The organism is Aeromonas aquatica, from assembly GCF_000764655.1.
GTDB classification, from domain to species: Bacteria; Pseudomonadota; Gammaproteobacteria; order Enterobacterales; family Aeromonadaceae; genus Aeromonas; species Aeromonas aquatica.
In genome coordinates this window covers 54,373-67,221 of record NZ_JRGL01000118.1, presented here as the reverse complement: position 1 = coordinate 67,221, position 12,849 = coordinate 54,373, and the positions used below count along the sequence as shown (strand labels likewise).

13 protein-coding genes are annotated in these 12,849 nt (G+C 63.2%); 7 read left to right on the top strand and 6 right to left on the bottom strand.

Features of this window, described 5'->3' with window-relative positions; all coding sequences use genetic code 11:
• Positions 1–16 precede the first annotated feature (16 nt).
• On the bottom strand, positions 17–946 hold the full coding sequence (gene hemC, locus LG30_RS0114935; protein ID WP_152599318.1) for a hydroxymethylbilane synthase: 930 nt from the start codon (positions 944–946) through the stop codon (positions 17–19).
• 322 nt (positions 947–1,268) lie between these two features.
• Here hemC and LG30_RS0114930 point away from each other — a divergent pair, with 322 nt between their 5' ends.
• Positions 1,269–3,788: a class I adenylate cyclase gene (locus LG30_RS0114930; protein WP_033131488.1), complete on the top strand. Its 2,520-nt coding sequence runs from the start codon at positions 1,269–1,271 to the stop codon at positions 3,786–3,788.
• 74 nt (positions 3,789–3,862) lie between these two features.
• Here LG30_RS0114930 and LG30_RS0114925 read toward each other — a convergent pair whose 3' ends face one another.
• Both LG30_RS0114925 and cyaY read right to left on the bottom strand, forming a co-directional pair.
• Positions 3,863–4,516, bottom strand: coding sequence for an alpha/beta hydrolase (locus LG30_RS0114925; protein ID WP_033131487.1), 654 nt, complete (start codon positions 4,514–4,516; stop codon positions 3,863–3,865).
• Positions 4,513–4,827 (bottom strand): iron donor protein CyaY, encoded by a 315-nt coding sequence (gene cyaY, locus LG30_RS0114920; protein WP_033131486.1) that lies wholly within the window; start codon positions 4,825–4,827, stop codon positions 4,513–4,515. Before cyaY ends, LG30_RS0114925 begins: the two co-directional genes overlap by 4 nt.
• 73 nt (positions 4,828–4,900) lie before the next feature.
• Between cyaY and lptM the strand changes: the two genes are divergently transcribed.
• From lptM to LG30_RS0114895, 6 genes are all read left to right on the top strand, one after another.
• Entirely contained in the window at positions 4,901–5,110 is a 210-nt protein-coding gene (lptM, locus tag LG30_RS22775; RefSeq protein ID WP_081966201.1) for an LPS translocon maturation chaperone LptM, read from the top strand.
• 20 nt (positions 5,111–5,130) lie between these two features.
• Positions 5,131–6,381, top strand: a complete 1,251-nt coding sequence (gene lysA, locus LG30_RS0114915) for a diaminopimelate decarboxylase (protein ID WP_033131485.1) — start codon at positions 5,131–5,133, stop codon at positions 6,379–6,381.
• A gap of 121 nt (positions 6,382–6,502) precedes the next feature.
• Positions 6,503–7,333 (top strand): diaminopimelate epimerase, encoded by an 831-nt coding sequence (dapF, locus tag LG30_RS0114910; RefSeq protein WP_033131484.1) that lies wholly within the window; start codon positions 6,503–6,505, stop codon positions 7,331–7,333.
• A gap of 103 nt (positions 7,334–7,436) precedes the next feature.
• Positions 7,437–8,117 (top strand): DUF484 family protein, encoded by a 681-nt coding sequence (locus LG30_RS0114905; protein WP_033131483.1) that lies wholly within the window; start codon positions 7,437–7,439, stop codon positions 8,115–8,117.
• Complete coding sequence (gene xerC, locus LG30_RS0114900; protein ID WP_033131482.1) at positions 8,110–9,087, top strand: tyrosine recombinase XerC; 978 nt, start codon at positions 8,110–8,112, stop codon at positions 9,085–9,087. Before LG30_RS0114905 ends, xerC begins: the two co-directional genes overlap by 8 nt.
• 432 nt (positions 9,088–9,519) lie before the next feature.
• Positions 9,520–10,230: an HAD-IA family hydrolase gene (locus LG30_RS0114895; protein WP_033131481.1), complete on the top strand. Its 711-nt coding sequence runs from the start codon at positions 9,520–9,522 to the stop codon at positions 10,228–10,230.
• A 29-nt stretch (positions 10,231–10,259) separates the two neighbouring features.
• Here the strand turns inward: LG30_RS0114895 and LG30_RS0114890 are convergent, their stop codons facing one another.
• The 3 genes from LG30_RS0114890 to yidA form a co-directional block, all read right to left on the bottom strand.
• Entirely contained in the window at positions 10,260–10,655 is a 396-nt protein-coding gene (locus LG30_RS0114890; RefSeq protein WP_033131527.1) for an STY0301 family protein, read from the bottom strand.
• A gap of 167 nt (positions 10,656–10,822) precedes the next feature.
• Positions 10,823–11,599, bottom strand: a complete 777-nt coding sequence (locus LG30_RS0114885; RefSeq protein ID WP_033131480.1) for a gamma-glutamyl-gamma-aminobutyrate hydrolase family protein — start codon at positions 11,597–11,599, stop codon at positions 10,823–10,825.
• Between the two features lie 371 nt (positions 11,600–11,970).
• Entirely contained in the window at positions 11,971–12,780 is an 810-nt protein-coding gene (yidA, locus tag LG30_RS0114880) for a sugar-phosphatase (RefSeq protein ID WP_033131479.1), read from the bottom strand.
• Between the last annotated feature and the right edge of the window lie 69 nt (positions 12,781–12,849).

The following is a 12,849-nucleotide window of genomic DNA, read 5'->3' as shown; positions in this document are numbered from 1 at the left end:
CTGGCCGGGCCCGCACTCATGCGCGGTAGACCTCGGCCAGTATGACGTCGGCACCATCGGCCAGCAGGCGCTGGGCCAGCGCATGGCCCAGCGCCTCGCCGTCGGCCAGGGGACCGCGGATCTCGTCGCGGATCACCCGGGTGCCATCCGGACTGCCCACCAGGCCACGCAACCAGATCTCCTCTCCCTGCACCAGGGCATAGGCACCGATAGGCACCTGACAGCCCCCTTGCAGGGCGCGGTTCATGGCCCGCTCGGTCAGCACCCGCGCCCGGGTTTCGGCGTGTTCGAGTGGTGCCAGCAGCGCGTGCAGCTCCTGATCGTCGATGCGGCATTCGATGCCGACCGCACCCTGACCGTTGGCGGGCAGGCTCTGCTCCGGCTCGATGAAGGCGGTGATGCGGTGGGCCATCTCCAGCCGTTTCAGGCCGGCGGCGGCGAGTATGATGGCGTCGTAGTCACCGGCATCCAGCTTGGCGAGGCGGGTGTTGACGTTGCCGCGCAGGTCGCGGATCACCAGATCCGGGCGTGCGGCGCGCAGCTGGCACTGGCGGCGCAGGCTGGAGGTGCCGACCACGGCGCCCTGAGGCAGCTCGTCGATCTGCGTGAAGCGATTGGAGACGAAGGCATCTCGCGGATCTTCTCGCTCGCAGATGGTGTGCAGGCCCAGCCCCTCGGGGAAGTCCACCGGCACGTCTTTCATGGAGTGGACGGCGATGTCGGCACGGCCCTCCAGCATGGCAGTCTCCAGCTCCTTGACGAACAGGCCCTTGCCACCGACCTTGGCGAGCGGCGTATCCAGGATCTTGTCACCCTGAGTGCTCATGGGCACCAGTTCGACCTGCAGATCGGGGTAGAGGGCTTCCAGTCGATCTTTGACAAAATTGGCCTGCCACAGGGCCAGTGGGCTCTTGCGAGTGGCGATTTTCAGGGTTCGGGCTGCCATATCAATCAGTTGTTTCATCTTTAGTGAGGAAAACGATCTTACCACCCTTTACAGGGGCTTTCATGGCGTAGCCGGCAAAAGCGGGGGCAGCGTCAAAAAAGCGGGTTGAAAATGATTTTCATCCAGTCGAAAATTAAATGTAATTAATTGAATTTATTTATTTTTATTGCTTTCCGTTGATACCGTCACCGCGCTGGTCAGAAATAATCCGATGATTCCGTACGGGCTTGTTTACCACGGCAGTTTGCATTGTTAACATGATCACACTTTTTTGACGTCTCCCCGTTTTGGTGCGTCATTTCTCTTCCCCATAGGTAGGGCATTGCTGGTAAAACTCGACACGCTGGTGGCGCGCTACGACGAACTCAATCGTCTCAAGACGCAACGAGCGCTGGATCTCATGAGTCGCTATGGGCAGCAGGTCTTCCAGTTGCTGCCCGTCATGCTGCACTTCAATCATCCCCTCTTGCCCGGTTATGTGGCGGGGGACGTGCCTCATGGTATCTGGAGTTTTGTCGCCAACGAGGCCCAGCAGGCCTTCATCGAAGATCTGTGCCAGAACGCCAACTGCCAGGGTGGCCTCAGTACCCACGACAAGTCGATCCAGGGTCTCTACTCCATGGGCAGCACCTCGTCCATCGGTCAGTGCTGCCACTCGGATCTCGACATCTGGGTCTGCCATGCCGCAGGTCTGTCGGTGGAGCGGCTCGCCCTGCTGGAGCAGAAATGTCAGCTGCTCTCCAAGTGGGCCGAGCAGCGCGGGGTCGATCTGAACTTCTTCCTGATCCCCGAAGACAAGTTCCGTCAGCGCAACGACGCCCAGATGCAGGGGGAGAGCTGCGGCAGCGCCCAGCACCTGCTGTTGCTCGACGAGTTTTACCGCAGCGCCATGCACATCGCCGGCAAGCGCCTGCTCTGGTATCTGGTGCCCGCCGAATATGACGATCACTACGACGACTATGTGAGCGGCCTGTTTGCCCACGGCAAGCTGAGCCAGGATGACTGGCTCGATCTCGGTGGCTTTGACCGCATTCCGGCTGAGGAGTACTTCGGCTCCGCCCTCTGGCAGCTCTACAAGGGCATCGACTCCCCTTATAAAGCCGTGCTCAAGTCGGTGCTGATGGAGGCCTACTCTCACGAGTATCCCAGCACCCGCCTGCTGTCGGTGACCAGCCGCGACTGGTTCCAGCACAACGAGGGCATGCACTACCGGCTCGACAACTACTGCCTGATGCTGGACAAGGTGACCAACTACCTCAAGTCCATCGGCGACATGCAGCGCCTCGATCTGGTGCGCCGCTGCTTCTATCTCAAGGTGTGTGACGGCCTGAGCCATCCGAAGGAGGAGCACAGCCCGGACTGGCGCCGTGCGCAGATGGCGCAGCTGGTGGCTTACTGGGGCTGGAGTCCGGAGCGGTTGCACCACCTGGATCACCGCCAGGAGTGGAAGGTCGAGGACGTCAAGGTGGCCTACGCCGAGTTGCTCGAGGCCCTGATGCAGAGCTATCGCAACCTCATTCAGTTTGCCCGGCGCAACAACATCAGCGAGTCCATCAACCCGGAAGACATCGGCATACTGTCGCGCAAGCTCTATGCCGCCTTCGAGAGCCTGCCGGGCAAGGTGCAGCGCATCAACCTCAAGATAGCGCCGGATCTCAGCGAGCCGGATCTCAGCTTTGTGCAGGTGCCCCACGGCCGCCTCAACCGCGCCGGCTGGTATCTCTACAAGCACTCGCTGGAGCCGGTGAACATCATCGGTCGGGCGCCGCTCGAATATAACGGCTACATCAGCAAGCTGATCGCCTGGGCCTACTTCAATGGCCTGATGACGCCCCAGTCCCGGGTGCACCTGTTCAATCAGGGCTCGGATCTGCACACCGACAACCTGCACCAGTTCTGCCGCGATCTGTCCGGCACCTTCCCGGTCAAGTACCCGAGGGCTACCAACCTGGCCCTGAGTCGCCCCTGCGAGATCCATCAGCTCTCCATCTTCCTCAACCTGGAGACGGATCCCACCAGCCACTGGGTGGGGCAGGTGATCGAGTTCGACGCCAACGCCGCCGATGTGTTCTCGTTCGGTCGCAATCAGGAGTGTCTGGTGGGCTCGGTGGATCTGGTCTATCGCAACTCCTGGAGCGAGATCCGCACCCTGCACTTCCAGGGGGAAGAGGCGGTGGTGGATGCCCTCACCACCATACTCGGCAAGATGCACCAGGACGCGGCCGCCCCCGAGATGATAGAGGTGTTCTGCTACAGCCAGCACTTCCGCTCCCTGGTGCGCTCCCGCTTCCAGCAACTGCTGGCCGAGTGCATCGAGCTACGCCTCGCCCGCGACAAGCAGCAGCTGGTCAAGACCCTGGCCCTCGGCAAAGAGAAGTACGGCATCTTCTTCGAGCGGCGCGGGGTCTCGGTCAAGAAGCTGGAAAATGCCATCGACTTCTACCGCCACATCTCCCACAACAAGCTGGATCACCTGCCGCTGCGGCTCGACAAGACCCACAGCCAGCACCTGCCCGGCATCGTCGATGCCTACGCCAGCGAGGGGCTGGTGCAGTTCTTCTTTGACACCCGCAATGCGGGCACCAACATCTATATCCTGGACGAGGCGAATCGGGTGGAGATCTACCAGCACTTCGCCGGCAACAAGGATGAGCTGGTGCAGGGAGTGAACCGCTTCTACACCTCGGGCCACGAGCGTTTCAGCAACGCGGGCCAGTTCAGCAACTTCAACCTGCCCCAGTACTACGAAATCGTGCAGCAGGGCGAGGTGCTGGCGGTGATCCCCTACCGCAGCCAGAGCCCACAGCGAGACAATCCGGGCCCGGCGCGGGAAGTAGGATGATGTGCTGCTGACGCTCCACGACTCCAATGCAAACGGCCTGCTATGCAGGCCGTTGTCGTATGCGTGATCCGGTGTCAGGCGTCGAGGCGAGCCAGCAGCCAGGCACGGATATCGGTGAGCTGGGACCGGCAGATCTCGTGGCGCATGGGGTACTCGTGCCACTCGGGGCTGAGGCCGGCCGCTTCCAGCCGGTTCTTCGCCTCCCAGCCCATGGAGAGCGCCACTACATCGTCGTAGATGCCGTGCATGTAGCAGATGGGCAGGGCACGGGCGGCCTCACTCATTTCTGCTAGCAAGGCGTCGGGCGCCGCCAGGTAGGTGGACATGCAGAGCAAGCCCGCCAGGGGGTGAGGGCAGCGCAGGGCGGTGAAGGAGGCGATGACGCCCCCCTGGGAGAAGCCGGCCAAGATGATGCGCTCGGGGGCGAAGCCCTCGGCGATCAGGCTGTCCAGCAAGCCCTGGATGCTTGCGGCAGATTCCCGCACATGGGACTCCACGGCGCGATCCGCCGGGTGCTCGAAGCTCCGGATGTCGTACCAGCCGCGCATCTTGTGGCCCATGTTGATGGTGATGGGCCGCTCGGGAGCGTCTGGCAGCAGGTGGCGCACCGGCAGGGAGGCGGGCAAGTCCAGCGCGTCCACCAAGGGGGCCAATCCGGCGCCGGAATCCCCCAGCCCGTGCAGCCAGATCACGGCGTGGCGGGCACCGTCGGGATGCAGATCTATCATGGGAAGACCACTGGCTCGCCGGCCTGGGTGGTGCAGGCGCGGGTCAGCAGGGCCTTGAGCTCCTCGCCGAAGCGGTTGTCTATCCAGCTCTCCCCGCGCAGTTCGAAGTGGAAGCCGTTCTCCCGGGTGGCGACCCAGACCTGGTGCAGGGGCTCCTGCTTGTTGATGATGACCTTGGTCTTGTTCTCGAAACTTAAGGTCAGCACACCGCCGGCCCGTTCACAGTCGATATCCGGATACCCCTCGTCGATAACGTCTTCCACATACTGGAAAAAGGTGTCTGTCAGGGCGTGATACTCGTGATCCTTCATCGGTTTATCCTGTTGCTTTTAACAATGTGAGTGCGATTATAGAGGGCCAAAAATTTTTTCGCAGCGAACCATTATGACCAGCCAGTTCACCAAGTGCCTGTTGGCCGCATTTCTGTCCCTCGGGTTGGGCGCCTGTGGTCTGACGGGGCCGCTTTACATGCCGCCGCCGGAGCAACCGGCTCCCGCCGAGCAGCCAAAACCAGCGTCGCCCAAGACAGAGAGTACGCCGCAAGCCGCTTCGCCTGCGACCGCCAAACCGGCCTCCGAGGCCGCGCCGCAATAATCTAGGAAGGAACCGCCCCCTTGGATCACTTTAACTACGACGCCGACGGCCAGCTGCAGGCAGAGCAGCTTCCCCTGCAACAGCTCGCCGAACAATACGGCACACCGCTCTATGTCTACTCCCGCGCGACTCTGGAGCGTCACTGGCACGCCTTCGATCAGGCGGCCGGCGATATTCCCCATCTGATTTGCTATGCGGTCAAGGCCAACTCCAACCTGGCGCTGCTGAACCTGCTTGCCCGTCTGGGTTCAGGGTTTGACATCGTCTCCGGCGGGGAGCTGTCCAGGGTGCTGGCGGCGGGGGGGGATCCGGCCAAGGTGGTCTTCTCCGGCGTCGCCAAGAGCGAGGCCGAGATGCGCCTCGCACTGGAGAAAGAGATCCTCTGCTTCAACCTGGAGTCTGAAGCCGAGCTGGAGCGCCTGAACCGGGTGGCCGGCAGCATGGGCAAGGTGGCGCGGGTCTCGGTACGGGTCAATCCGGACATCGACGCCGGCACCCATCCTTATATCTCTACCGGCCTCAAGCAGAATAAATTCGGCATCCCCATCGAGCAGGCCCCCGCCATCTACCGCAAGGCGGCGACCATGGCGAACATCGAGATCAAGGGGGTGGATTGCCACATCGGTTCTCAACTCACAGAATTGAATCCCTTTATGGAGGCGGCGGACAAGCTGCTGCGGCTCATCGACGAGCTGGCCGCCGAAGGCATTCACATCCATCACCTGGACGTGGGCGGTGGCCTGGGGGTCAACTATGGCGCCGAGCAGCCACCGCACCCCACCGAATATGCCGAGGCGCTCAAGCAGAAGCTGGCGGGTCGGGATCTGACCCTGCTGTTCGAGCCGGGCCGTGCCATCGTCGCCAACGCCGGCGTGCTGCTGACCCGGGTCGAGTTCCTCAAGCCTGGCGAGACCCGCAACTTCGCGCTGATCGACGCCGGCATGAACGATCTGCTGCGCCCCTCCCTCTACGGCGCCTGGATGAACATCATCGAGGTGGACAGCCGCACGACCCACGAGCCTGCGCTGTACGACGTGGTTGGCCCGGTGTGCGAGACCGGCGACTTCCTCGGCAAGGAGCGTACCCTGGCCATAGGTGAGGGCTCCCTGCTGGCGGTCCGCTCCGCCGGCGCCTACGGCTTCACCATGTCCTCCAACTACAACACCCGTCCCCGCGCGGCCGAGGTGCTGGTGGACGGTGACCAGGCTCATCTCATCCGGGAACGCGAGCAGCTGACCGATCTCTGGCGCGGTGAGCATTTGCTACCCTAGAAACCCGCGTCGTGAGATGGTAACGACAACCCCTCTCTCCCCTTGCGCGGAGGGAGGTTGGCAGGGCTGGCAGACGGCGTTTCACTGCGTGAGCGCCTGATCAACGGTACAGGAATGCAGGATGTTGATAGATTTTTCCAAGATGCATGGCCTGGGTAACGACTTCATGGTGGTGGACGGCGTCACCCAGAAGGTGTTCTTCAGTAACGACATCATCAAGAAGCTGGCGGATCGCCACTTCGGCATCGGCTTCGATCAGCTGCTGCTGGTGGAGCCGCCCTATGATCCCGAGCTCGACTTTCACTACCGGATCTTCAATGCCGATGGCAGCGAGGTGGAGCAGTGTGGCAACGGCGCCCGCTGTTTCGCCCGTTTCGTGCGCCTGAAGGGGCTGATCAACCGGGACAGGATCGGCGTCAGCACCGCCCGTGGCCGCATCACACTGCAGCTCGAGGGTGAAAACCAGGTCACGGTCAACATGGGGGTCCCCCAGTTTGAACCGGGCAAGGTGCCGTTTCGCGCCCAGAAGGCGGAAAAAACCTACCTGCTGCGGGCCCAGGAACACACCGTGATGTGTGGCGTGGTCTCCATGGGCAACCCCCATTGCGTCATCGAAGTGCCCTCGGTGGACGATGCGCCTGTATCGACCCTGGGTCCCATCATGGAGCGGCACGAGCGTTTCCCCGAGCGGGTCAACGTTGGCTTCATGGAGATGGTCAACGCCACCGAGATCAAGCTGCGGGTGTTCGAGCGCGGGGTGGGGGAGACGCTGGCCTGCGGCACAGGCGCTTGCGCCGCCGCGGTGATCGGCATCAGCCAGGGCAAGCTCAAGGAGCGGGTCACCGTCAGCCTGCCGGGGGGCAAGCTGACTATCGCCTGGAAGGGGCCGGGCCAGCCGGTCTACATGACGGGACCGGCCGAGCACGTGTTCGATGGCCAGATAGAGCTGTAACCCTCTCCCGCCGGGAGGGAAAGATAAAGGGGGCGCAAGCCCCCTCTGCACAACGATAATGTCAGGGCCCCGTGCCCTTTTTCTATGATGGACCAACCAAGTTATGAGCGAACTCAAACGGCAGGAATCACTGATGGACGAAGCCACAGTGCTGGAGTACCTGGCCCGTTATCCCGAGTTTTTCCAGCGCCACGCGGCCATGCTGGACCGGATCCGCATTCCCCATGAGCAGAAGGGCACCGTCTCCCTGGTGGAGCGCCAGATGGACAGGCAGCGCGAGCGCATCGAGCAGCTGGAGCAGGAGATCACCGAGCTGATGGGGATCGCCAGCGAGAACGAGCGGATCTTCCGGGTCTATGCGGACCTCTATGGTGAGCTCTATGGCTGCCGGACCCTGTTCGAGGCGAGCGTGCTCCTGGGCAAGGCCTTCGTGCAGCGGTTGCGCTTGACCGGCTTGCGACTCTGGCTCAACCCGAAAAAATTCCAGCTCAGCGGCTCTGAGCAGCGCTTCCTGGCAGAGGGCAAGCAGCTCGATCAATTGTTGGGTCAGCGCCTGCCGGGGACGGATTACTACTTCGGCCGGCTCAACCAGAGCGAGAAACAGACGCTGTTTGGCAACGACGTGCTGGTCAATTCTGTGGCTCTGATGAGGCTCGGGGAGTTCGGCGTGCTGGCCTTCGCCAGCTCGGATCCCAGCCACTTCGCCCCCCACAACGACACCCTGCTGCTGGGCCAGCTGGGTCGCCTGCTGCAGCAGCGTCTGCCCGAGCTGACCCGTGGCTAGGGAGCCCGCCAGATCACCCACCAAGGCGGCGCCTGCCGCCGAGCCTCTGCCGGCCGCGCTAGCCGATGAGCTGGCGGCCTTTATCGAATACCTGAGGGTCGAGCGCCAGCTCAGCCCCCACACCCGCAGCAACTACGAGGCGCACCTGCAGGCCATGACGGCGGAGCTGGTGCGCCTCGGTCTCGATGACTGGGGCCGGCTCGAGGCGAGCCAGGTGCGCAGCCTGGTGAGCCGGATGCACAAGGGGGGGCTGGCGCCCCGTTCGCTCGCCACCAAGGTTTCGGCCCTGCGCAGCTTCTGCGACTGGCAGGTGCGTCAGGGGCGGCTCGCCGCCAACCCGGCCCGGGGCATAGTGACCCCCAAGCAGGGGCGACCGCTGCCCAAGAATCTCGACGTGGACGAGATGTACCAGCTGCTCAACATCACCGACGAGCAGGATCCGCTGGCGGTGCGGGATCGCGCCATCATGGAGCTGATGTACTCCTCCGGCCTGCGCCTGGCCGAGCTGGTGGGGCTCAACCTGGTGGACATCAAACTCGATGAACGTCAGCTCAGGGTGACCGGCAAGGGCTCGCGGGAGCGGGTGCTGCCCATGGGGCGGATGGCGGTGGAGTGGCTGCAGAAGTGGCTCAAAGTGAGGCCACTGCTGGCGGGGGATGAGGCCGAGGCGCTGTTCGTCTCCCAGCGCAAGCAGCGGTTGTCGGCGCGATCTGTGCAGGAGCGGCTCGATGGCTGGGGCAACAAGCAGGCGCTCAACGCCCACGTCCACCCACACAAGCTGCGCCACAGTTTTGCCACCCACATGCTGGAATCCTCCGGCGATCTGCGGGCGGTGCAGGAGCTGCTGGGGCACGCGGATCTCTCCACCACCCAGATCTACACCCACCTCGATTTCCAGCACCTGGCCAAGGTGTATGACAATGCCCACCCCAGGGCCAAGCGGGATGCCGCAACCCCGGATGATGAGTGACCTTGTATGACGGTGACCTGTTATCCGAGGGAATGACAGCGTCCAACTCGCCAGGGCCAAGCGGGATGCCGCAACCCCGGATGATGAGTGACCTTGTATGGCGGTGACCTGTTATCCGAGGGAATGACAGCGTCCAACTCGCCAGGGCCAAGCGGGATGCCGCGACCCCGGAAGATGAGTAAAAGGTGCAGTGCTCGAATGGTTCGGTGCCCTGTTTCCCTCACCCTGCCCCTCTCCCAAAGGGAGGGGGGCCGATTGAGGTTGTGTTAATGCCGAAGGCGGCCATCGACCACGTATTTTTTGGCCACCGGTTAACCACGATCTATCCGCAATCGCCGATCTGCGCCCTTCTCCCCTCGCGGGAGAAGGGTTGGGGATGAGGGGGCAAGTCAATGGATCTGCGGAAATCTTGTCCCACCAAGAGGAGTAAGCATGCAGTTTTATCGTCGTTGGCAGCCGGTGGCCGCCATCTCGTTCGATCTCGATGACACCCTCTATGACAACGGCCCCGCTATCTTGCGGGCCGAGCAGTGGATGCTGGCGCACCTGCGCAGCTCATACCTGGCCACCGCCATGCTGGACAAGCCGCGCTGGCTGGCGCTCAAGCGCGAGCAACTGCTCGCCCATCCCGAACTATGCCAGGACGTCAGCCTGGCGCGCCAGCATTGCATCCGTGTGGCCATGACGCAGGGCGGCATGCCCTTGGAGCTGGCCGAGCGGGAGGCGGAGCAGGTGTTCGCCGGCTTTCTCGCCGAGCGCTCGAAGATAGTGGTGAGCGCGGCGACCCACGCGCTGCTTGGGAGACTGGCGGAGCGCTATCCGCTAGTGGTGATCACCAACGGCAACCTGGATCTGGCGCAGGCCGGCTTGAGCGACTACTTCACCCTGGTCTGCAAGGCGGGAGCCGGCGCCCGGATGAAACCGGCACCGGACATGTTCCTGCAGGCGCAGGCAGCCCTCAAGCTGCCCCCCGACCAGATACTGCACCTGGGGGACGATCCCGAGACCGATGTGCTGGGGGCCCGTCTGCACGGCTTTCGGGCCGCCTGGCTCAATGAGCGCAATCAGCCCCACCAACGGCTGCGACTGCTGCCGGATGTGGAGATCTGTGCCCTCGGCGAGCTGGCGGAACTGCTGCTCTGAGCCTTGCCGGCGTGAGTGAATTGCGTGAGTTACTTGCGGCAGATAAGGCCGCTGGGGCCCCAGTCCGTCTGATTGACCCGGCAATAGGTGATGCCCGAGGGCAGCGCCTGCTGCAGGGTGATGGCGCTGTCCTGATAGTGGCAGACCAGATAGAGGGGGCGAGCCCCGTCCCCCGTCAGGCTCCAGTAGTGTGTCTCGGCGCTGTCGCCGTTGTCCGGTTTCAGCTGTGCCAATTCCCCCGGCTCACCGTCGAACAGGGCCAGCGCCTCCAATCGGTGGCGCAGCGTCTGGCTCGGCTTTCCCTCCCGGTCCCGAGTCACCCCCTGCCAACCGGTGGTAGGGGAGAGCAGTTGCTGGCGGCTCGCTATCTGGGGTGGGCAATCGAATTGCAGGCTGGCGCTCAAGGCCAGGGCCATCAGTAACATGAGGGGATCCCGGTGGTGGCTGATGCGCACCATGCTAGCGCATGGCGTCGGTGCTACGCCATCGCCCGTTTGCCATGCCGGCGTGGCTGACGAAGAGAGGTGAACAGCTTACAAGCGTTGTGCTGGCCTGCGCCCTATGGGCGCAGGCCAGCGTAAGGATCAGGCGACTAGCCAGCCTGTTGTCTGCGCTCGCGGCAGGCGGCGCCGAAGGCCTCGAACAGCTTGATGGAGTGAGGGTTTTCGCTCGCCTTCCACTCCGGGTGCCACTGCACCGCCAGGGTGAACTGGGGCAAGGCGGGGGCATAAATGGCCTCGATCAAGCCATCCTCGGCGTAGGCCAGCGGTGCCAGTCCCTTGGCCAGCGTCCTGATCCCCTGACCGTGCAGGGAGTTGACCGGGATCTGCTCCTCTCCCATCAGCTCGGCGAACCAGCTGCCGGGCACCAGGCTGACCTGATGGCTGTGGCCATATTGATCCTCCACCGGATCCTCTGCGTCCTCCCGGTGATCCGCATAGCCGGGCTCGTTATAGACCTTCTGATGAATGTCCCCGCCGAGGGCCACGTTGATCTCCTGCATGCCGCGGCAGATGCCGAGCAGCGGCAAGCCCCTGTCGATGGCGGCGCGCACCAGCGGAATATCGAACAGATCCCTGTCCCTGTCCTGGGGTTTCTCCGGGGTCAGGTTCTCCTGGCCGTAGAGGGCGGGATCTATGTTGGAGCCGGCGCCGCTCAGGTAGACGCCGTCCGCCAGATCCAGATATTGCTCCAGATCCTCGGCACCGCAGCAGGTCGGCACCAGCAGGGGCACGCAGCCGCTGATCTCCACCAGGGGAGTGATGTATTTGTGGGTCATGACCTGATAGGGGTGACCGTTACGGGGCTGGGCGCCCATGGTCATCAGGACGACGGGTTTACGATCGGTACGGGGGGCGGGGCTGGGCATAGGTCACCTTGGCTATCCTTGGCTGTGGTGTCTCATCCTGCGCCTTGGGAAGGCCCTTGCGGCGGCTAAGCAGCAAGGGCATGCCTCAAGGCATGGTCATGGGATCCGGGTCGCGCCGCGGTGCCAGAATCGTCGGTCAGCCTGGGCAATGACAGCCTGGATCCTGATCCCAGTCTGCCAAGGCCGTTCAATATGTCAAACGAAATGATGCGTTAATGTTAAATCTTGTGGCGGCTGAGCTAGCTTGAGTCCCAGTATCAGGGGGCTGTGCGCGTATCGGAGGGGATTGGGCAGGTTATCGTGGTGGATATATTAAACATGCAGATTCTGTGGTGAAACATGCGGGGCACCCTCGGGTGCCCCGGCGGGGATCAGGCATTCAGCACGAACTGCTCGATCACCCTGGCCACGCCTTCCTCGTCGTTGCGGCTGGTGATGTGCTGCGCCAGCGCCTTGATCTCGTCGGTGGCATTGCCCATGGCAACCCCTAGCCCGGCGTATTCGATCATGTGGCGGTCATTACCCGCATCCCCCACTGCGATCACCTCGTCTGCGGTGATGCCCAGATGCTCGGCCAGGGCGGCGACGCCGGTGCCCTTGTTGCTCTGCTTGTTCATGAACTCGAGGAAGTAGGGGGAGCTGCGCACCACAGTGTAACGCTGGTAGAGCTCGGCGGGCAGCTGGGCGATGGCGCGGGAGAGCTGGGGCTCCGGGTCTATCATCATCACCTTCATGATCTGCTCGTCGGCGGGCAGGGTGGCGAAGTCCACCAGGTTGATGGGCATGTCTACAAGGCGGGACTCGTGCTCGGTATAGGTGCTGACCCTGGGGCTGATGAGGCCCTGGCGCACGGAGAAGCCGTGGATGTTCACCCCCAGCTCATCGGCCAGGTGGGCGATGGCGCTGGCATCGCTGCCGGTCAGCAGCTGGCTGCGGATGATGCGTTGGTCCGCGACTTTCTGCACCAGGGCGCCGTTGTAGCAGATGACGTAGTCATCCGGTCCGGTGAGACCGAGCTCGGCCAGATAGGCCGTCATGCCTTCCAGCGGGCGGCCCGAGGTCAGCACTACGGTGACGCCCCTGGCGCGCGCGGCCGCGATGGCGGCGTGGGTGCGGGGGGTGATCTGACCTTGCTGGGTCAACAGGGTGCCATCCATATCCAATGCGATCAGCTTGTACATCTTCTCACTACCTGAGTCTGGCCGGCCCGCCCGATGGGGCCTGGGGGAGGCCGAGTGTAGCGAAAATCG

What these genes read in the sequence shown, in the direction of transcription:
- LG30_RS0114925 (WP_033131487.1), bottom strand. Translation starts at nt 4,516, where the DNA reads ATGATAGATCTGCATCCCGACGGTGCCCGCCACGCCGTGATCTGGCTG.
- LG30_RS0114885 (WP_033131480.1), bottom strand. Translation starts at nt 11,599, where the DNA reads ATGCCCAGCCCCGCCCCCCGTACCGATCGTAAACCCGTCGTCCTGATG.
- yidA (WP_033131479.1), bottom strand. Translation starts at nt 12,780, where the DNA reads ATGTACAAGCTGATCGCATTGGATATGGATGGCACCCTGTTGACCCAG.
- LG30_RS0114890 (WP_033131527.1), bottom strand. Translation starts at nt 10,655, where the DNA reads ATGTTACTGATGGCCCTGGCCTTGAGCGCCAGCCTGCAATTCGATTGC.
- dapF (WP_033131484.1), top strand. Translation starts at nt 6,503, where the DNA reads ATGTTGATAGATTTTTCCAAGATGCATGGCCTGGGTAACGACTTCATG.
- cyaY (WP_033131486.1), bottom strand. Translation starts at nt 4,827, where the DNA reads ATGAAGGATCACGAGTATCACGCCCTGACAGACACCTTTTTCCAGTAT.
- LG30_RS0114895 (WP_033131481.1), top strand. Translation starts at nt 9,520, where the DNA reads ATGCAGTTTTATCGTCGTTGGCAGCCGGTGGCCGCCATCTCGTTCGAT.
- LG30_RS0114905 (WP_033131483.1), top strand. Translation starts at nt 7,437, where the DNA reads ATGAGCGAACTCAAACGGCAGGAATCACTGATGGACGAAGCCACAGTG.
- lptM (WP_081966201.1), top strand. Translation starts at nt 4,901, where the DNA reads ATGACCAGCCAGTTCACCAAGTGCCTGTTGGCCGCATTTCTGTCCCTC.
- hemC (WP_152599318.1), bottom strand. Translation starts at nt 946, where the DNA reads ATGGCAGCCCGAACCCTGAAAATCGCCACTCGCAAGAGCCCACTGGCC.